This window comes from Exiguobacterium sp. s133, assembly GCF_018618595.1.
Taxonomy (GTDB): Bacteria; Bacillota; Bacilli; order Exiguobacteriales; family Exiguobacteriaceae; genus Exiguobacterium_A; species Exiguobacterium_A oxidotolerans.
Genome location: NZ_JACSMK010000010.1, coordinates 1 through 16,670 on the forward strand (window position 1 = coordinate 1; position 16,670 = coordinate 16,670).

Genomic DNA, 16,670 nt, shown 5'->3' on the forward strand with positions numbered 1-16,670 from the left:
TTCCCATGCCGAACACGGAAGTTAAGCACTTGAACGCCGAAAGTAGTTGGGGGCTTCCCCCTGTGAGGATAGGACGTTGCCAGGCAATTGAAAAAGACCGATCTGCATCTTGCAGGTCGGTCCTTTTTCTCTTTAACAGACAGGCAATTCGCTACTCATTGTCTGCTAGGACAAAGTCGATAGGAAGGAAAAAAGAAAAAGATTACTATGTTGTCTACATGCTGAATCAAGCTGACAGCTGCTTAATTAAAAGCAAAAAGAGCATTTTCTGAGTTATTTCAAGAAAATATTTAAATAAAATTAATGAATTCCTTGTAATTCACGAAACGACATGTTATATTAATATCTGTCGAAACGTTATATCATCGCGGGGTGGAGCAGTCTGGTAGCTCGTTGGGCTCATAACCCAAAGGTCGTTGGTTCAAATCCAGCCCCCGCAACCAATTTTTAAATAATTCAAATCCGAAACGTTTATCGTCGCGGGGTGGAGCAGTCTGGTAGCTCGTTGGGCTCATAACCCAAAGGTCGTTGGTTCAAATCCAGCCCCCGCAACCAATTTTAAACTTAACTTCAACTTTACTACGAAACGTTCAGCGTTTCGTATTTTTTTTTGTCTTTTTTGTTCGGTACAATAGATACAATAGAGAAAGATGACAAGAGGAGGGACGCAGGATGATAGAACTTGAAATGGCAAATCTAGAAGAGACGACGGCTCTCGCAGTAACACTCGGACACCGTGCCTTCGCGGGGATGGTCATTACATTAGATGGCGATCTTGGAGCGGGAAAAACAGCGTTTACGCAAGGTTTCGCAAAAGGACTTGGTGTGACGCGTAATGTCAACAGTCCGACCTTTACAATCATGAAGGTCTATAATGGTCGTTTGCCGTTATACCATATGGATGTCTACCGTCTAGAGGGATCGGGTGACGACATTGGTCTTGAAGAATACTTGAACGGCGACGGGGTCGCAGTCGTTGAGTGGTCAGAGTTGATTGCAGACGTCTTGCCTCCGGAACGGCTCGTCATCACAATCGAACGGACAGGAGACCATGCACGACGTTTCCGTCTTCAGCCAATCGGTGAGGCGTACATTAAGATATGTGAGGGATTAAGCTTATGAAAATCGTAGCGATCGATACATCAACAAAACAACTTTCTGTTGCGCTGTCGGACGGAACACAAATCATTGCGGAAGCATCGTATGTGACGTCCTTGAACCATGCAACGAAGTTAATGCCGTTACTCGAACGATTGATGCAAGAAGCGAACTGGTCACCTAAAGAATTAACACGCATCGTCGTCGCAGATGGTCCGGGTTCGTATACGGGACTGAGAATCGGAGCGACGACGGCCAAAACACTTGCCTATACACTTGGCATCGAACTGGTTGCCGTCTCGACGCTCGAGCTGATGGCAGCATCAACAGGACGGACGGGACGGGTCGTCGCGATTCAAGATGCACGCCGCGGAACGGGCTTTGTTGGTATGTACGAAAACGGTGAGCGCGTTGGCGACGAACAACACACGACAGTCGCTGACTTTGTTGCGACGTTACCGACAGATACGTTGATGACAGGTGATACGGAAAAATTCGTTAAAGCGCTGCAACCGTTTGAAATCGTTGGGCCTGCGTTTCGGACGCCACGCGCAGGTGTATTGGCTTTACTAGGCGCGACACGTGTCCCGGTCGATGTGCATGCATTTGAACCACGCTATTTACGCCTTGCCGAGGCAGAAGCGAAGTGGATTGAGGCGCAACGTCATGACTGACGCGCGTATTCGTAAAATGACAGTCGCCGATGCACCCGGTGTGCATGCGGTCGAACTGGAGTCCTTTGCGACACCTTGGACGCTCACAGCCTTCATCGCGGAAATGACGCAAAATCCGAATGCCTATTACCTTGTCGCAGAAACGGACGAAATCATTGGCTTTGCCGGACTTTGGCATATCGCGGATGAAGGTCATATCACGAACGTCGCTGTGAAACGTACGGCACGTGGGCTCGGGCTTGGTGAAGGGTTGCTAGAGGAATTGATTGAAGTCGCACGGGAACTCGGTCTGCGGGCAATGACGCTTGAAGTCCGCGTCTCGAATACACCGGCACGTACCTTGTATGAAAAACTCGGTTTTTTATATGCCGGAACACGCAAACGTTACTATCAAGACAATAATGAAGATGCAGCCATCTACTGGTTGGAACTAGAAGGAGACGAGACATGACACAACCATTGATACTTGCTATTGAATCAAGCTGTGATGAGACGGCAGCTGCCGTCGTCCGGGGAGGAACGGACGTCTTATCGAACGTCGTCTCGTCTCAAATCGAGAGCCATAAACGCTTTGGCGGAGTCGTCCCGGAAGTCGCATCACGTCATCACGTCGAGCGGATCACTTATGTCATCGATGATGCTTTGACGGAAGCGAACGTAACGATTGACGACATCGATGCGATTGCGGTTACGGAAGGGCCAGGTCTTGTCGGTGCACTTCTCGTTGGGGTCAGTGCAGCGAAGGCACTCGCTTTCGCGCACGGTAAACCATTGCTCGGCGTCCATCATATCGCCGGACACATCTATGCGAACCGCCTCGTCCAGGAACTCGAATTTCCGCTCGTCTGCCTGATTGCTTCAGGCGGTCATACGGAATTGATTTATATGCCGGAAGATGGTGTGTATGAAGTGATTGGTGAAACACGTGATGACGCAGCAGGCGAGGCATACGACAAAGTCGCACGGACATTGAAATTACCGTATCCCGGTGGACCCCGGATTGACCAATTGGCACAAACAGGACAAGACACATTCCACTTCCCACGGATTTGGCTCGAAAAAGATTCGTATGATTTTAGCTTCAGCGGCTTAAAATCGTCTGTCATCAATGCGGTGCATAATGCAGAGCAACGGGGTGAAGTGATCATCCCGGAAGATTTGGCAGCAAGTTTTCAAGCGAGTGTCGTCGAAGTGCTCGTCGCTAAATCGATTCGTGCCGTCAAAGAGAAGGGTGGAAAACAACTCTTACTCGCAGGTGGTGTCGCGGCGAACAAAGGGTTACGCCACGGATTGACGGAAGCTTGTCAGCGTGAAGGGATCACCCTCGTCATCCCACCGATGCACTTATGTGGCGATAACGCAGCGATGATCGGAGCCGCCGCGATTCATCCCTATCGGGCGCAACGCCAATCGACACTTGCCATGAATGCAGAACCTGGGCTAGATTTAAAGTAAGGAATACGAGAGACATGGGGGAACCAACATGAAAAAAGTCATTATCGTCGTACTTGGTATACTCGTCGTGGTTGCGATCGGACTACAGATTCGCGAAATCGTCGATGCCTATCAAGTCGCTTACAAAGAGGAACTTGTCCCGGATAAGAAAGCAGTCGAAACGAATACGAAACAAGAACCGTTGTACGAAATCGGTCGTGCTGAAGGAGAGCAAACGCGGATCGAGAAGCTGTATGCGTTTGACCGGACGGTAAACGGTGAACTAAAAAATGTCGTTCTCGTCGACCGGAAGTACGGATTGACGAACAAGGCAAGTGACGATTACTTCACGATCGCACCGGGGAAACCGGCGACCGATGCGGAAAAGGAATCCTTCCAGCCGATGGTCGACCGTCTTGACGCGGAGCAAGTACAAGCAGAAGTCATCTCAAAGCACGAAGTAGTCGCAGTCGAGAACAATAAGAAACGCACATTGACGCTCTATAAAGTTTTTTATAAAGATACAGATCAAAAAGAGTACCTCTTCTTCATCGAAAAAGACGGTGGACTGAAGCTAGATCTCTTTAAAAAAGGATATTCGCGTCTTGCGAATTACTAAAAAACAGCCGATTTTCCTCGATGTAACGGAGGAGTATCGGCTGTCTTTTTAATTAACTTCATTTCCATTCGAGCAAACCGTTCAAGTCGTCATAGATGCTGTCGGGGTCGAGGTTCAGTTCTTCGACCGGTAAGCCGGACCGGTTGATCCAGGCCGTCCGGAAACCGAAGCTCTTCGCTCCGGTGATGTCCCATCCGTTCGAGGACATGAACAAGACTTCCTCGCGTTTCAGACCGAGTGTGTTCAGCGCATGCATATAAGCAGCAGGCGTCGGTTTGTATTGTTTGATGTCATCAACGCTGATGATGTGATCAAACAGTGATCCGAGTCCGGACTGTTCGATTAACGGGTCAAGCATATCGTGGGAGCCGTTTGAAAAGACGGCCAATTGTTTGCCGCTCATCTCTTGTAAGACTGCTTCGACTTCGTCGTAATGCGACAGCTCGAGATAGGCCTCCATTAAGGCAGCAATGTTTTCTTCCGTCACATGCAACTTCAATTGTAAGAGGGCATAACGGAGTGCATCACGCGTCACTTGACTGAACGGAACGTATTGTCCATTCAGTTGACGTAAAAAGGAATATTCAAGTTGTTTTTGACGCCAGACTTGGCTGATGTCTGCGCCATGCTCCGGATAGAGTTCTTCTGCTTTGACTTTAACAGCATGAACGTCAAATAATGTACCATAGACATCAAAGACGAGTGCTTTTATTGATTGTGTCATAGTTATCACCTTTCTATTTTCCATGTTATCTTTTAGTAGTTCCCAAAATCGTGAGCGGCTGAAACGCATATTCAATAAATTGCATCAGGTATAAGAAAATCGATTGTTGGGAATTCTATATATACCGCGTTCATATATGCTCAATGAAATGGAGGAAATTATGTCACGCCAACAAAAAGGAGTACGTCTTGCATTCGTGTTACTCGTCATCATCGGTCTGATTTGGTTCAGTCGATCGTATTTAAATGTTAGTCCGACAGACATCAAGGAATGGATTTTATCGTTCGGGATGTGGGCACCGATTCTTTATATCGTCCTCTATACCGTACGTCCGTTGATTTTCTTTCCGGCGTCTGTCCTGTCAATCACAGGCGGACTCGCCTTCGGCGCCTTGATGGGGACGGTCTATACCGTCATCGGTGCTACACTAGGAGCAGTCGTCGCCTTCTTAGTCGCAAAAAAACTGGGTAAGGGATTTATTAAGAACGGTGCCGGAAAAGTCGATCAAATCCAGCAACAGCTCGAGAAGAATGGGTTCATCTATGTCTTAATTTTTCGGTTGTTGCCGATTTTTAATTTTGACTTGATCAGTTACGCAGCTGGACTCTCGAAAGTTCGTTTATTGCCGTTCTTCTTAGCTACGCTGATCGGAATCATTCCCGGAACGTTCGCCTATAACTTTTTAGGGAGCAGTATCGTCTCGAAAGACCCACGAATCATCATTGGTGCAATCATTGTCTTTTTAATTTTGACAATCGTGCCGTGGTATCTTCAAAAACGCTGGAAAGCGAAAAAGAATCTTGGTTAAGCATTACATCACGGGACTCTTCCGACATCGGAAGAGTCCTCTTGTCTGTATAGCGATTGCTTCTTGAATGCGTTCTTTGTTAAAGCGTTAGTTCATGACAAGCTGTTCGACGTGCTTGAAAAATTCTTGTGCAAATGACCGGCAAGCCTGTTGTTTGTCGGCCGTATCCGGGTCAAATTCAATCTTTAGACCAGGTAAGACGACTTGTGCACCAGCTGACGTCAGAGCTTGTTCAAGCAGATCGACGGCCGCACAATATTTCGGATAATCGCGGTCACCGGAACCAAAGGCAGCAGCCGGAATCGCGATTGAACTGGCAGCGAGCTCATCGACGAAGTCTTCTGCTTCATAGGGGAGATCACCGTCGCCCCACGTGTAAGAACCAAGCAGGACGGCATCATACTGCGCTAAGTCGCTTGGATATAGTTGATCGAGTTCTTCCGTCTGCACCTGGCAGCCGTTTTGCTCGAGTTCTGATTTAAGTAAGTGCATGATGTCTTCCGTGTTGCCAGACATGCTGACGAAACCGATCATGATTTTCATGACGTGACACATCCTTTCATGGTAGGACACGACTTCATTCTAAATGAAAAGGATTCTCAATGCAAAAAAGAATAAAAAAAGACACCACATGCCCAGCATGGATGTCTTCTTTTCAGTCAATCTTGTAACTCAGCCCATTCTTCGATCGAACGAATTACAGGCTCAAGCTGACGACCTTTGTCTGTCAAACTGTATTGAATTTTTATCGGACGTTCCGGAATGACGGTCCGGGCTACGATACCTTCCGCCTCAAGTTCCTTCATGCGTTCCGTTAACATACGACCAGAGAGCTCGGGAATCGCATCTTGAATTTCATTGAAACGACAGGTCTTCGTCAAGAGATGACGTAAAATCAAACCCGTCCACTTCTTGCCCAATATTTCAAAGGCATGTTCGACTTTCGGACAAAGGGCCGTCGGAATTAGTGTATTCTCCATCAGCGCTCATCCTTTCTTATATATGTAGTATACCCACTTTGACGCTAAAATACGAATTATTTTACTTATAGTAATAAAAATAACGAAAACAAATCTATTTACTTTTAGTAAGTGATAGTTTAGTATCGATATTAAGTTACTAATAGTAATTAAAAAACATTAAGTAAAAGGAGTTTTATACATGATGGATTTAGGATTATTTCTGATTCGGTTGATTATCGGCTTAACATTTGCGGCACACGGAACACAAAAATTATTTGGATGGTTCGGTGGACATGGTATCGCAGGGACAGGCGGTTGGTTTGAGTCCATCGGGATGAAGCCAGGGAAAACACTTGCACTGATGGCAGGGATTGCTGAACTGGTCGGAGGATTATTATTCGCCGGTGGATTATTCCTGTGGATTGCAGCCCTCCTGATCATCGGTTCGATGATCGTCGCAATCGTCAAAGTGCATGGGACGAATGGTTACTGGGTGACGCAAAACGGGTACGAATACAACATGGCACTGATCGTCATCGCCTTAGGCGTTGCGATGATCGGAGCTGGAGACTATTCACTCGCAGCACTTATCGGGTGATCGAAAAGGACGGTTTTTATGAAATTTGATGCAGCAGACTTAAGTCCAAAAGAAAACTATAAATTGTTGATCGGCAGCATCATTCCTCGACCCATCGCGTTCGTGACGACCAAAGGTGCAGATGGAGTCGTCAATGCGGCGCCATTTTCCTTTTTCACGGTCGCTTCAAGCAACCCGCCGCAACTGGTCATCGCCGTCCAGCAGACGGAGCAAGGGCAAAAGGATACCGCAAAAAACATCTTGCTGAATCAGGAATACGTCATCCATATCGTCAGTGAAGAAATCGTCGAGGCAGTCAATGAAACCGCGGCACCACTCGCATATGGTGAAAGTGAACTCGAACGGACGAATTTGACGTTAGTCGATAGTGATTTGATCGATGTTCCGGCTGTCGCAGAAGCGAAGATCCGCTTTGAATTGAAGCTGACGAATCATCTCGAACTCGAAGGGGCCAACCTCTTGATTGGGGAGATCGTCCGGTATCACGTCGCGGATGAACTCGTCGAGTCGTTCCGGATTGATCCGGATGGTTTAAAAGCGATCGCCCGTCTCGCAGGTAACGACTATGCGAAAGTCGGAGACATCTTTACGATTGCCCGACCGACGAGCTGAAGGCGGATCGACGAGTAGGACTAGTATTTTTTAGAAGCAAAAAGGCACGTCCCGAACGCGGGACGTGCCTTCAGCGTATAGCCAAACTCTTATAAATCACGAAAATTTTACATGAGGATGCTGTCAGTTCACGCTTCCCTGTCTCGCCTCGTCTTCAAAGCGGCAATCTTCCGCGCCGCTACAGCAGAGCTGCAGGGTCGCGACCGATTGCTTTTCGCTTTAAAAGCGATTCGAGACGGATTGCGCTCTAAACCGTCTACAGTCTAAAAAGCGTCACGTTTCGTTGACTCCTACGGGAAAAAGTGCGTTTTTATGTCGGACAACTGAAGAAGTTACTCTGCATGGTGACGTTTTTCGTACTGGAAACCATCGAGTAAAAAAAAGAGAATCGCCAGTGCCCAAATGCCGAGACAGCTGATCAAAAAGGCGACGAGCGGTGAAACGGCTCCGTAATAGCTGATGATTAACGGGTCATTCAGTTCAACGAACATCTGGGTCGTCAGCAACGTACAGATTAATCCGGATAAGAGGCTGATGAAGAGACCACTCCACGTCTTAATCACGAGGCCGATCATGCACGAGATGAGGATGAACAACAGGACGACGGCATTAAAGGCATCCGGCCGGATGAAGGCCGACACGTAGTCGGCATACATCGGAACGAAATAGAGCACCCCGGACAATAACCCTTGAACGAGGTTGATGACATAACTTTTCGAGCGCATTAGTGGAAACTCTCCCATCGTTCCATCAGTTCGAGGAGGTCCGTATCAATCTGATCCCGTTCTGCCGACAGCGCCGTCGCCTTCGGAATATCGTTGAAGACTTCCGGTTCGCAAAGCAGTTGTTCGATTTCAGTTGATCGTGTTTCCAACCGTTCAATGTCTTGTTCGAGTTGTTCGAGCTGTTGTTTCTTTTTTCGTTCTTCTTTTTGCGCATCTTTGTCGATGCTTTTCGAAGCAGCGACTTTGATTGCTTTTTCTTCCTCTGCTTCGAGGCGGGCGATTTCTTCTTTCTCGGCCTTCTTCTCCATATAGTAAGAGTAGTCGCCGAGATAATCCGTCACACCGTCCGGATTCATCTCGATGACGCGTGTCGCAACCCGGTCGATGAAGTAACGGTCGTGGGAGACGAACAGGAGCGTGCCTTCATAGTCGACAAGTGCGTTCTCAAGCACCATCTTCGAATCAAGATCGAGGTGATTGGTCGGCTCATCGAGAATGAGGACGTTCGTTTTGCGTAATTTTAACTTCGCGAGGGCGAGGCGTCCGCGCTCGCCGCCGGATAATTCGTGGACAAGTTTAAAGACATCATCACCACTGAACAGGAATTGACCGAGGACGGACCGGACTTGTTGTTCCCGCATCAACGGCCACTCGTTCCAAATTTCATCGATGACCCGGTTGCGGTCGTTGAGCTCGGCCTGCTCCTGATCGTAGTAGCCGACAGAAACGCCGGTCCCGAAACGATGTTCACCGAATAACGGTTTAATCCGGTTGACAAGAACTTTCAGTAACGTTGATTTTCCGATTCCGTTCGGACCAACGAGGGCGAGGGATTCGCCGCGTTGTAATCGGAACGTGATGCCTTTTGAGACGGCTTCTTCATAGCCGACCGCGAGTTGCGTGACTTGTAACACATCGTTCCCACTTTGTTTTTCAATCGGGAACGACAGGACGGTGCTGCGTTCATCCCCATCCGGACGATCAATCCGGTCGACTTTTTCAAGACGTTTGCGGACGCTTTGTGCGCGTTTCGTCGTCGTCGCCCGTGCGATGTTACGCTGGATGAAGTCTTGCATCTTCGCGATGTCTTCCTGTTGCTGTTCGAACTGCTTCATCTCTTGTTCATACAGTGCTGCCTTTTGTTCCAAGTACTTCGTGTAGTTGCCGGTAAACTTCCGGCAGACGTTCCGTGACAATTCATAGACGACGTTGACGACCTGGTCGAGGAAGTAACGATCGTGGGAGACGATCAAGACCGCTCCACGGTAACCAGCCAGGTAACTTTCGAGCCAAGAGAGTGTATCGATGTCGAGGTGGTTCGTCGGCTCATCAAGAATCAACAGCTCAGGTGCCTGAAGCAACATCTTCGCCAGTGCGAGTCGCGTCCGTTGTCCACCGGATAGCGTCTGGATCCGGCGTGAATAATCGTCCGGATAAAAACGCATCCCGTGCAGGACGGAGCGGATGTTGGCTTCGAACTGATAGCCGCCGGCGTCCGAGAAGTCATGTTGTGCCTGATCGTATGTTTTCAACAGACGGTCGTAAGCAACAGCATCATTCAAGATATGGTCCATCCCCATCTCAATCTCCATCCGACGGAGCGAACGTTCCTGCTCTTGCAGGTGTTCGAACACGGTCAACATTTCATTCCAAATCGTTTCATTCGACTCAAGACCACTGTCCTGGGCGAGGTAACCGATTTTCACTTCCTTACTCTTCATGATCTCACCAGAGTCATGACTGAGCTCTCCGGCGATGATTTTTAAAAGTGTCGATTTTCCGGCACCATTTCGTCCGACGAGCGCAATCCGGTCCCGCTCCTGCACTTCGAGTTTAATATTGTCTAAAATCGGCTCAACACCGAATGATTTTGATAGTTGGTTCACTTGTAAGAGAATCATAAAAACATCCATCCTTCCACCCTTTAGTCTATCATGAAAAAAACGCAGGAGTCCCGTGGAATATATTATTTGTTAGTCTATGTGAAGTGGTTTACAATCAAAGAGAATAGAATTCTTTGCATTGATTTGGGTGCCACGTCAGAACGTGGCCGAAGGGGGAACTGCAGTATGAATGGGCCAGACACAAAAATACCACAAGCGACGGCGAAACGACTGCCGTTATATTATCGTTTCATTCAGAGTCTTTATAACTCAGGCAAGCTGCGCGTCTCTTCAGCAGAGCTCAGTGAAGCGGTCAAAGTCGATTCAGCGACGATCCGCCGCGATTTTTCCTACTTTGGGGCGTTAGGGAAAAAAGGATACGGTTACAACGTACAACATCTATTGACGTTTTTCCGAAAGACACTGAATCAGGATGAAGTCACGAATGTGGCACTTGTCGGGGTCGGACATCTCGGAACGGCGTTTGCAAATTATAACTTTTTAAAGAATAATAGTACTCGGATAGTCGTTGCGTTTGATGCGGACGAAAACAAGGTCGGAACAACGACGCAAGACGTTCCTATCTATCATGTCTCTGACATGAAAGAGCAAATCGAAGCGAACAAGGTTGATGTCGCCATCTTGACGGTCCCATCCCAGTTCGCACAGTCAGTAGCGGATGAGTTAGTTGAGTATGGTGTGACCGGAATCCTGAACTTTACACCGGCGCGGTTGAACGTACCGGCCCATGTTCGGGTCCATCACATCGATTTGTCGATCGAGTTGCAGTCACTAGTTTATTTCATGAAGCATTATTCGCAATCAGCTGAAGGAGTGAAATCATAATGGAAAACCTTATTCCATCAACCATCGCGTTCATCGGACCGGGGAGCATCGCCTTGATCGGTGCCGTCGCGTTGATCATCTTCGGACCGAAAAAATTACCGGAGCTCGGTCGTGCTGCCGGTCAGACGTTAAAAGAGTTCAAGAGTGCGACACACGGCATCATGGACGATGATAAAGACAACAAGGATGAATCGAAAGAGAAGTGATTAAATTATGGCGATTGATCAAGAACAGAGTGTGACATCGCATCTAGACGAGTTGCGCAAGCGGATCGTCTGGTCACTCATCATCGTCGTCGTCTTGTTCGCCGCGGCCTTTCCGCTCGTCCGACCGCTCGTGCGTTTTCTGCAGTCGGACCTGAAAGAGCTCGGCATCGGATTGAATGCCTTTAATGTGGCCGATCCCCTGATGTTGTACTTGAATTTAGCGTTCATCATCGCGGTCGTCCTGGCTTCACCATTTTGGATGTACCAGCTATGGGCGTTCATCCGACCCGGTTTATTCGAACAGGAACAGAAAGCGACCTTGACGTATATTCCGGTCACGTTTTTCTTATTTTTGTCCGGAATCGCGTTCTCTTATTTTTGGTTACTTCCGTTTCTACTCAAAGTATCGACGGAACTTGGGCAAGAGCTCGGCATCGAGCAAGTCATCGGGGTCGAAAACTATTTCAGTTTCTTAATACGGCTGACGATTCCGTTCGGTATCTTGTTCCAACTGCCGGTCGTGACGATGTTCTTGACTCGTCTTGGACTCGTGACGCCATTGTTCATGCGGAAAAATCGGAAATATGCGTACTTTGCGCTGTTTGTCATCGCGGCTTTAATCTCACCACCGGATGTGACGTCACATCTGATGATTTCGGTACCGTTGTTCGTCCTCTATGAAATCAGCATCATGATTTCAGCCCGGACGTACAAAAAAGTACTGATTCTTGAGCAACAGGCGGAGCTTGAACGGCAAGCGGATTTGATGCGTGAGTTGAATAAGTAACAGTCTCCTCTCGGTCGTTTCGGCGACGGAGAGGTTTTTGTTTGGAAGCGCTCTTTTTATATTGAAAAAGTGAATCGATATGGTTTATACTGATTACAAGAATATGAGGGGGCTTAGCTCAGCTGGGAGAGCGTTTGGCTGGCAGCCAAAAGGTCGTCGGTTCGAGCCCGATAGTCTCCATATGTACATCACTTGGCATTTGCCGAGTGGTGTTTTTTGTTATAGTGGTGGCGGCAAAACAGAAGCTTACAGCCTGGATGATGTTGATGAACCGATTGAAGTCGTTTTCTGTGTTTATCCTTTTGAGGGAATGGGAAATTTCTTAATAGGTAATCAAGAGGGGGAAGCATTATGAATCCATTTACGACGTTAATTGCCTTCATCGTCGGCTGTCTTGTTCTGTATCTCGGAATCCGTGATAAGAACGGTTGGTTGATTGGTGTCGCGCTGATTCCGTTAGCAATTGTTGCGTATAGCGTCATCTATCTCATCATTCAGGTTTCAGCCTAGAAACTCCTTTTTTAAGGAAGTTTCTTTTTTTTTGAAACATAACTGGTAAACTGTAAGTATATGACAGTATAGACAGTTGAAACGAGGGAGGGCATTTCAGGATGGAACAAACGCTCCGCGAGGAACGATTACAGGCGTTGACGGTTGCTTATATCGAAAAAAATCAATTGCAGAATAAAAGTTGGGTCATCGCTGCCTTGATGGCGACAGCAGGAACGTTTACGGAAATCTTCAGCACGACCATGTACTTGAGTCTGTTACCGCTTGTCTTTCTCGTGTTTGATCTCCCGTTTCGACTCGAAAAACGAAAAATCCTGGCGCGCTATCTCTCAAGCGACCAAGTGATGAACCAATCGTTGCTGTGGCTCGGGATTCAATTCGTCTTGTACGGTTCGCTGTACACCGTGATACTTGAGACGAAAGAGATGTCGATCTGGAAAATTGCCCTTTGGATGCTGATCATCCTCGCACCGGTCTATTACGTTACGGATTGGTTGTTTAAAAAGATTGCCCGGTCAGGCGATCCCGACTTCGTCAGTGATAAAGAAATTCATGCGAATGTTAAAGAAGTGGAGGAGTGACAAGGTGAGTACATTGATTGAAAAAAATACACGGTTGAAATTACTGGGACCGCCATTAAAAAGGATTCAGCATCTGGTGCCGGTTCCAGTTCTGCTGCTTGCGCTTGTTGGTTGGTTCATCCCGGGTTTTCGAGGGCTGATCTCCTTATTTGCGATTACGGTATTCTGTTTGGCTAACGCACTTAGAGAAATCATTCGTCTGCGGATTTTAAAGCAACGCCTTACGAAAGATATCTATAAAAAGACGGTCTTGAAAGTGGCACGTGTATCGATTATCGGTTCGTTCATCCCAATTTTTACACTTTACGTGGGGACTGTTTTTCCACAATACGCCGGTATTTCTTTTACGGTCTTTCTTATGTCGATCATCGTCGCCTATTTGATTGTGTCCCAATTGAACAAACAAGCGAAACAACTGGATCCGGCATTCGTCACGATGCGTGAGATTGAGCGTTACCGTAAGTAAGCGAAACACACAAGAGGAGTGAACGGATGAGAAACACTTTAAGCACGTATCAAAAATGGACAAAAATCAGCCGGCAAATCCGGACGTATGTAATTGCGGGCGTATTTTTTGCGGTGCTGTTCTTCTCCGGAAGCGGGCACCTGACGGATTCAGCAGTTGGATTTTTGATTCTTACGCCGTTACTCGCCTATAATGGCATGCAGCGAGTGATCCAATCCGTTCTGTTAGTTCGGTCGAAGGTACAGGCGCGACCACTTGGTCTGCTGTTCGGTGGGATCACTTTACTCGAAGCGGTCTTTATTGCGGGTGCCGCAGTTGTCGCCCCGCACCTTGGACAGTGGGGCTATCTGTTTCCGCTAATGTTGTGGATTTCAGGGATGCTGCAATTTCAAAAGTGGACGGACCGGACGGTAACGAAGCTCGATAAAATGGATTTGCTTGAGACACCGGACCGAAAAGGAATCGAACACCGTCATCCGACGGGCGAAGGAATCGGGATGTAACGAGGAGGCAAACGATGGAGAGCATGCAACGCGAGCGGAAAATGGATTATATCCGATTTTTAAAACAGGCACGTTACATTCAAACGGTCTTGTTTGGACTGGTATTGTTTGTATTTCTCTTTTTAGCAGACGATTGGCATCTGACAGAATCATCGTTTCAGTATTTCTTGTTAGTCCCTTTGTTATCCTATCGATGGATCGTCCGATTCCTGAAGTACCGCTATTTCAAGAAGCGGTTTGACGGGCTTGAGGCCTGGGATCATCTCGGACTACCGTATATATTGATCAGTATCATTGAAGTACTGGTCGTCGTCCTGGGGCAAATCATCACGCCCTACGTAGCGCGTCCCGAATACATCGGACCGTTCCTTGTCTTTTTCCTAACGGTGCTGTCATTGGACCGAATTGTCGATAAACGGATTAAACGACTCGATCCGACACACTTATCAGAACAGGAATTGATCCGGGCGGAACGGGAAGAAAAACGAATCAAATATTGACTGGTCATCTTAGAGCAACAAAAAAACGCAAGAAGGCGGCGGATTCCGGATTCGCCTACTTCTTGCGTTTTTAGTTGTGATCGCATCATGTAGAGGTTATTTTTTTGACAGCAAATAAATGAAGTAAGGAGCACCGATGATCGCAACGACGATTCCTGCCGGGATGCCTTGCGGGTCAGCGATGTTCCGACCAATCGTATCGGCGAGGACGAGTAACCATCCGCCAATCAAAACGGCGATCGGTAAGAACAGTTGATGCCTTGGACCGACGAGGGCGCGCGCGATATGGGGCGCCATCAAACCGATGAAGGCGATCCCGCCTGTTACAGAAACGGCGGATGCAGCGAGTGCGACAGCGGCGAGTAACAGTTGGATGCGCTCCTTTTCAATCGCGACGCCGACGCCGATCGCAACCGGTTCATTCAGCGCCAGCAGATTGAGTTTGTTTGCCTTATAAAACGTAAACGGTACGAGAATAAGCAGCCAAGGCAACAACGCGTAGACGAATGTCCAGTCCGTTCCCCAGATGTTCCCGGCGAGCCATTTGGCGATGAAGTCGACCTTCTCACGGCGCGCGGATGAAATCAGGACGACCATGATGCCGGATAACGCCATCGAGAATCCGACTCCGGTCAAAATCAGACGGATCGGTTGCAGGCCACGGACACGATCATACGATAAGGCATAAATGGCAATCGCTGTGATCAATGCCCCGATGAAGGCAGCAACTGGTAACCCATAGATGAACGCACCGACATCGACCGGGAAGTAAAGGAAGAAGGCGGCGATGGCGACACCAGCACCTGTATTGATACCGATGATGCCGGGATCTGCGAGTTCGTTGCGGGTGATGCCCTGAAGAATCGCACCGGATAAGGCGAGTGCCATGCCGGCGAGTACCGTGATTAAAATCCGCGGCAGGCGGAGTGAGAACAAAACAAACTCTTCTTTGAACGACCCTTGACCGAACAGTGTCGGCAGAAGCCGGTCGTACGAGAGGGAGGCGGGCCCAAGCCCGATACTGATGATGATCGTTCCGAGCAATAACAGACTAAAGACGATAAAGATCAACCGCTGACGGCGGCGGAGCGATGTTTCGATCATGAGAACGCACGACCTCCTTTGCGGACGATGAGTAAGAAGAACGGCAGCCCGAGCATCGAGACGATCGCAACGACCGGTGTTTCGTATGGAGCATACAGTGTCCGGCCAATCGTGTCCGCGAGTAACATGAACGTCGCACCGAAGACGGCGGTCATCGGGAGGATGAAGCGGTAATCGGTGCCGACGATTGCGCGGACGATGTGCGGAATCATCAAGCCGATGAATGCCATGTTACCGACTAAAGCAACGGCGGCCCCGGCGAGCAGGATGACGACGACGTAGAGTACACCTTTAATCCGGGTGATGTTTTGCCCGAGCCCGAGTGCGACTTCTTCTGATAAGCTTAAAATCGTTAATTGACGTGAGAAGATCATCGCAATCGCGATGCCGATCAGGATGACGGGGGTGATGATTTGCAGTTGCCCCCAGGTCGTTCCAATCAGCCCGCCGGATGTCCATTGCGAGACGTCTTGAGCGATTTTGAAGTAAATGCCGATCCCTTCTGCGATTGCGTATAAAAAAGCAGAAATCGCGGCCCCAGCGAGGACGATTCGAAGTGGTGAAAACCCGCCACGTTTTGAGGCACCGATCCCGAAGACAAGTAAGGCACCGGCTGCTGCTCCAAGGAAACACGCGAGCATGATGCCGTAGTAATTGATACCGGGAATGAAGACGAGCGCAAGAGCAAGGGCCGCGTTCGCGCCTGCCGTCAGCCCAAGCAGTCCGGGATCGGCAAGGGGATTACGTGTCATCGCCTGCATGATCGCACCGGAGACACCGAGTGCAGCCCCGACCAGCATCGCAGCGACTTCGCGCGGTAACCGGATTTCCTGAATGATTTTTGCTTTACCGTTCAAGGGACCGAACGTCAAAGCGTTCCAGACCTCACGTATCGTCGTGTCGGCGGCACCGAACGTCATCGAGATCCAGAACATGACGACGAACAGGAGTAAACCGAACGTGATTTTCAGTCCGAACGGGAATCGACCGGATGACATAGTTATCGTCTCACTTTCATTAGATAGTCAAA

The 16,670-nt window shown here is 48.5% G+C and carries 24 protein-coding genes, 3 tRNA genes and 1 rRNA gene; 21 read left to right on the forward strand and 7 right to left on the reverse strand.

Going from position 1 to position 16,670, the window contains the following annotated elements; genetic code table 11:
* From rrf to KNP96_RS12555, 8 genes are all read left to right on the forward strand, one after another.
* A 5S ribosomal RNA gene (gene rrf / locus KNP96_RS17010) occupies window positions 1–85 on the forward strand; the annotation flags it as partial.
* A gap of 281 nt (window positions 86–366) precedes the next feature.
* A tRNA-Met gene (locus KNP96_RS12525) sits at window positions 367–443 on the forward strand.
* Window positions 444–478: 35 nt separating this feature from the next.
* Window positions 479–555, forward strand: a tRNA-Met gene (locus KNP96_RS12530).
* 117 nt (window positions 556–672) lie between these two features.
* On the forward strand, window positions 673–1,122 hold the full coding sequence (tsaE, locus tag KNP96_RS12535; protein WP_088838055.1) for a tRNA (adenosine(37)-N6)-threonylcarbamoyltransferase complex ATPase subunit type 1 TsaE: 450 nt from the start codon (window positions 673–675) through the stop codon (window positions 1,120–1,122).
* Window positions 1,119–1,772 (forward strand): tRNA (adenosine(37)-N6)-threonylcarbamoyltransferase complex dimerization subunit type 1 TsaB, encoded by a 654-nt coding sequence (gene tsaB / locus KNP96_RS12540; RefSeq protein WP_214767870.1) that lies wholly within the window; start codon window positions 1,119–1,121, stop codon window positions 1,770–1,772. The genes tsaE and tsaB overlap by 4 nt, the downstream gene beginning before the upstream one ends.
* Window positions 1,765–2,223, forward strand: a complete 459-nt coding sequence (rimI, locus tag KNP96_RS12545; protein WP_029331901.1) for a ribosomal protein S18-alanine N-acetyltransferase — start codon at window positions 1,765–1,767, stop codon at window positions 2,221–2,223. Before tsaB ends, rimI begins: the two co-directional genes overlap by 8 nt.
* The gene (gene tsaD / locus KNP96_RS12550) at window positions 2,220–3,227 is read left to right on the forward strand and encodes a tRNA (adenosine(37)-N6)-threonylcarbamoyltransferase complex transferase subunit TsaD (protein ID WP_214767867.1); all 1,008 of its coding nucleotides are present in this window, start codon (window positions 2,220–2,222) and stop codon (window positions 3,225–3,227) included. The genes rimI and tsaD overlap by 4 nt, the downstream gene beginning before the upstream one ends.
* A gap of 28 nt (window positions 3,228–3,255) precedes the next feature.
* The gene (locus KNP96_RS12555) at window positions 3,256–3,825 is read left to right on the forward strand and encodes a hypothetical protein (protein ID WP_214767864.1); all 570 of its coding nucleotides are present in this window, start codon (window positions 3,256–3,258) and stop codon (window positions 3,823–3,825) included.
* Window positions 3,826–3,883: 58 nt separating this feature from the next.
* Here KNP96_RS12555 and KNP96_RS12560 read toward each other — a convergent pair whose 3' ends face one another.
* Window positions 3,884–4,549: a haloacid dehalogenase type II gene (locus KNP96_RS12560; protein ID WP_088838048.1), complete on the reverse strand. Its 666-nt coding sequence runs from the start codon at window positions 4,547–4,549 to the stop codon at window positions 3,884–3,886.
* A gap of 160 nt (window positions 4,550–4,709) precedes the next feature.
* Between KNP96_RS12560 and KNP96_RS12565 the strand changes: the two genes are divergently transcribed.
* The gene (locus KNP96_RS12565; RefSeq protein ID WP_088838046.1) at window positions 4,710–5,357 is read left to right on the forward strand and encodes a TVP38/TMEM64 family protein; all 648 of its coding nucleotides are present in this window, start codon (window positions 4,710–4,712) and stop codon (window positions 5,355–5,357) included.
* A gap of 87 nt (window positions 5,358–5,444) precedes the next feature.
* On the opposite strand, the gene KNP96_RS12570 is transcribed toward KNP96_RS12565, so the two are convergent.
* Window positions 5,445–5,900: a flavodoxin gene (locus KNP96_RS12570; RefSeq protein ID WP_088838045.1), complete on the reverse strand. Its 456-nt coding sequence runs from the start codon at window positions 5,898–5,900 to the stop codon at window positions 5,445–5,447.
* Window positions 5,901–6,016: 116 nt separating this feature from the next.
* Entirely contained in the window at window positions 6,017–6,337 is a 321-nt protein-coding gene (locus KNP96_RS12575; RefSeq protein ID WP_029331888.1) for a winged helix-turn-helix transcriptional regulator, read from the reverse strand.
* Between the two features lie 181 nt (window positions 6,338–6,518).
* Here KNP96_RS12575 and KNP96_RS12580 point away from each other — a divergent pair, with 181 nt between their 5' ends.
* From KNP96_RS12580 to KNP96_RS12590, 3 genes are all read left to right on the forward strand, one after another.
* Complete coding sequence (locus KNP96_RS12580) at window positions 6,519–6,917, forward strand: DoxX family protein (protein WP_029331885.1); 399 nt, start codon at window positions 6,519–6,521, stop codon at window positions 6,915–6,917.
* A gap of 18 nt (window positions 6,918–6,935) precedes the next feature.
* Entirely contained in the window at window positions 6,936–7,529 is a 594-nt protein-coding gene (locus KNP96_RS12585; RefSeq protein ID WP_088838043.1) for a flavin reductase family protein, read from the forward strand.
* Between the two features lie 117 nt (window positions 7,530–7,646).
* Complete coding sequence (locus KNP96_RS12590; protein WP_157898499.1) at window positions 7,647–7,796, forward strand: hypothetical protein; 150 nt, start codon at window positions 7,647–7,649, stop codon at window positions 7,794–7,796.
* A 65-nt stretch (window positions 7,797–7,861) separates the two neighbouring features.
* Here the strand turns inward: KNP96_RS12590 and KNP96_RS12595 are convergent, their stop codons facing one another.
* A complete protein-coding gene (locus KNP96_RS12595) occupies window positions 7,862–8,254 on the reverse strand; it encodes a hypothetical protein (RefSeq protein ID WP_029331882.1) in 393 nt (130 codons plus the stop codon).
* Window positions 8,254–10,155 carry an ABC-F family ATP-binding cassette domain-containing protein gene (locus KNP96_RS12600; RefSeq protein ID WP_088838041.1) on the reverse strand — a complete coding sequence of 634 codons (1,902 nt, stop codon included), beginning with the start codon at window positions 10,153–10,155 and terminating at the stop codon, window positions 8,254–8,256. Before KNP96_RS12600 ends, KNP96_RS12595 begins: the two co-directional genes overlap by 1 nt.
* 168 nt (window positions 10,156–10,323) lie before the next feature.
* Between KNP96_RS12600 and KNP96_RS12605 the strand changes: the two genes are divergently transcribed.
* From KNP96_RS12605 to KNP96_RS12645, 9 genes are all read left to right on the forward strand, one after another.
* A complete protein-coding gene (locus tag KNP96_RS12605) occupies window positions 10,324–10,983 on the forward strand; it encodes a redox-sensing transcriptional repressor Rex (protein WP_088838040.1) in 660 nt (219 codons plus the stop codon).
* Window positions 10,983–11,189, forward strand: coding sequence for a twin-arginine translocase TatA/TatE family subunit (locus KNP96_RS12610; protein ID WP_214770921.1), 207 nt, complete (start codon window positions 10,983–10,985; stop codon window positions 11,187–11,189). Before KNP96_RS12605 ends, KNP96_RS12610 begins: the two co-directional genes overlap by 1 nt.
* A gap of 7 nt (window positions 11,190–11,196) precedes the next feature.
* Window positions 11,197–11,976 (forward strand): twin-arginine translocase subunit TatC, encoded by a 780-nt coding sequence (tatC, locus tag KNP96_RS12615; protein WP_029331875.1) that lies wholly within the window; start codon window positions 11,197–11,199, stop codon window positions 11,974–11,976.
* Between the two features lie 107 nt (window positions 11,977–12,083).
* Window positions 12,084–12,156 (forward strand) — tRNA-Ala (locus tag KNP96_RS12620).
* A gap of 171 nt (window positions 12,157–12,327) precedes the next feature.
* Window positions 12,328–12,486 (forward strand): hypothetical protein, encoded by a 159-nt coding sequence (locus tag KNP96_RS12625; RefSeq protein ID WP_034801002.1) that lies wholly within the window; start codon window positions 12,328–12,330, stop codon window positions 12,484–12,486.
* Window positions 12,487–12,587: 101 nt separating this feature from the next.
* Complete coding sequence (locus tag KNP96_RS12630; protein ID WP_088838038.1) at window positions 12,588–13,067, forward strand: hypothetical protein; 480 nt, start codon at window positions 12,588–12,590, stop codon at window positions 13,065–13,067.
* 4 nt (window positions 13,068–13,071) lie between these two features.
* Window positions 13,072–13,533, forward strand: a complete 462-nt coding sequence (locus KNP96_RS12635) for a hypothetical protein (protein WP_214770923.1) — start codon at window positions 13,072–13,074, stop codon at window positions 13,531–13,533.
* A gap of 26 nt (window positions 13,534–13,559) precedes the next feature.
* Entirely contained in the window at window positions 13,560–14,036 is a 477-nt protein-coding gene (locus KNP96_RS12640; RefSeq protein ID WP_214770925.1) for a hypothetical protein, read from the forward strand.
* Between the two features lie 14 nt (window positions 14,037–14,050).
* Window positions 14,051–14,536 carry a hypothetical protein gene (locus KNP96_RS12645; protein ID WP_214770927.1) on the forward strand — a complete coding sequence of 162 codons (486 nt, stop codon included), beginning with the start codon at window positions 14,051–14,053 and terminating at the stop codon, window positions 14,534–14,536.
* Between the two features lie 96 nt (window positions 14,537–14,632).
* Here KNP96_RS12645 and KNP96_RS12650 read toward each other — a convergent pair whose 3' ends face one another.
* Window positions 14,633–15,640, reverse strand: coding sequence for a FecCD family ABC transporter permease (locus tag KNP96_RS12650; RefSeq protein WP_251132527.1), 1,008 nt, complete (start codon window positions 15,638–15,640; stop codon window positions 14,633–14,635).
* Window positions 15,637–16,638 carry a FecCD family ABC transporter permease gene (locus KNP96_RS12655; protein ID WP_214770930.1) on the reverse strand — a complete coding sequence of 334 codons (1,002 nt, stop codon included), beginning with the start codon at window positions 16,636–16,638 and terminating at the stop codon, window positions 15,637–15,639. Before KNP96_RS12655 ends, KNP96_RS12650 begins: the two co-directional genes overlap by 4 nt.
* Between the last annotated feature and the right edge of the window lie 32 nt (window positions 16,639–16,670).

What these genes read in the sequence shown, in the direction of transcription:
- rimI (WP_029331901.1), top strand. Translation starts at nt 1,765, where the DNA reads ATGACTGACGCGCGTATTCGTAAAATGACAGTCGCCGATGCACCCGGT.
- KNP96_RS12630 (WP_088838038.1), top strand. Translation starts at nt 12,588, where the DNA reads ATGGAACAAACGCTCCGCGAGGAACGATTACAGGCGTTGACGGTTGCT.
- KNP96_RS12560 (WP_088838048.1), bottom strand. Translation starts at nt 4,549, where the DNA reads ATGACACAATCAATAAAAGCACTCGTCTTTGATGTCTATGGTACATTA.
- KNP96_RS12580 (WP_029331885.1), top strand. Translation starts at nt 6,519, where the DNA reads ATGATGGATTTAGGATTATTTCTGATTCGGTTGATTATCGGCTTAACA.
- KNP96_RS12605 (WP_088838040.1), top strand. Translation starts at nt 10,324, where the DNA reads ATGAATGGGCCAGACACAAAAATACCACAAGCGACGGCGAAACGACTG.
- KNP96_RS12590 (WP_157898499.1), top strand. Translation starts at nt 7,647, where the DNA reads ATGCTGTCAGTTCACGCTTCCCTGTCTCGCCTCGTCTTCAAAGCGGCA.
- KNP96_RS12565 (WP_088838046.1), top strand. Translation starts at nt 4,710, where the DNA reads ATGTCACGCCAACAAAAAGGAGTACGTCTTGCATTCGTGTTACTCGTC.
- KNP96_RS12570 (WP_088838045.1), bottom strand. Translation starts at nt 5,900, where the DNA reads ATGAAAATCATGATCGGTTTCGTCAGCATGTCTGGCAACACGGAAGAC.
- tsaE (WP_088838055.1), top strand. Translation starts at nt 673, where the DNA reads ATGATAGAACTTGAAATGGCAAATCTAGAAGAGACGACGGCTCTCGCA.
- KNP96_RS12575 (WP_029331888.1), bottom strand. Translation starts at nt 6,337, where the DNA reads ATGGAGAATACACTAATTCCGACGGCCCTTTGTCCGAAAGTCGAACAT.
- KNP96_RS12655 (WP_214770930.1), bottom strand. Translation starts at nt 16,638, where the DNA reads ATGTCATCCGGTCGATTCCCGTTCGGACTGAAAATCACGTTCGGTTTA.
- KNP96_RS12650 (WP_251132527.1), bottom strand. Translation starts at nt 15,640, where the DNA reads ATGATCGAAACATCGCTCCGCCGCCGTCAGCGGTTGATCTTTATCGTC.
- KNP96_RS12595 (WP_029331882.1), bottom strand. Translation starts at nt 8,254, where the DNA reads ATGCGCTCGAAAAGTTATGTCATCAACCTCGTTCAAGGGTTATTGTCC.
- KNP96_RS12600 (WP_088838041.1), bottom strand. Translation starts at nt 10,155, where the DNA reads ATGATTCTCTTACAAGTGAACCAACTATCAAAATCATTCGGTGTTGAG.
- tsaD (WP_214767867.1), top strand. Translation starts at nt 2,220, where the DNA reads ATGACACAACCATTGATACTTGCTATTGAATCAAGCTGTGATGAGACG.
- KNP96_RS12555 (WP_214767864.1), top strand. Translation starts at nt 3,256, where the DNA reads ATGAAAAAAGTCATTATCGTCGTACTTGGTATACTCGTCGTGGTTGCG.
- KNP96_RS12585 (WP_088838043.1), top strand. Translation starts at nt 6,936, where the DNA reads ATGAAATTTGATGCAGCAGACTTAAGTCCAAAAGAAAACTATAAATTG.
- KNP96_RS12625 (WP_034801002.1), top strand. Translation starts at nt 12,328, where the DNA reads ATGAATCCATTTACGACGTTAATTGCCTTCATCGTCGGCTGTCTTGTT.
- KNP96_RS12610 (WP_214770921.1), top strand. Translation starts at nt 10,983, where the DNA reads ATGGAAAACCTTATTCCATCAACCATCGCGTTCATCGGACCGGGGAGC.
- KNP96_RS12645 (WP_214770927.1), top strand. Translation starts at nt 14,051, where the DNA reads ATGGAGAGCATGCAACGCGAGCGGAAAATGGATTATATCCGATTTTTA.
- tatC (WP_029331875.1), top strand. Translation starts at nt 11,197, where the DNA reads ATGGCGATTGATCAAGAACAGAGTGTGACATCGCATCTAGACGAGTTG.
- KNP96_RS12640 (WP_214770925.1), top strand. Translation starts at nt 13,560, where the DNA reads ATGAGAAACACTTTAAGCACGTATCAAAAATGGACAAAAATCAGCCGG.
- tsaB (WP_214767870.1), top strand. Translation starts at nt 1,119, where the DNA reads ATGAAAATCGTAGCGATCGATACATCAACAAAACAACTTTCTGTTGCG.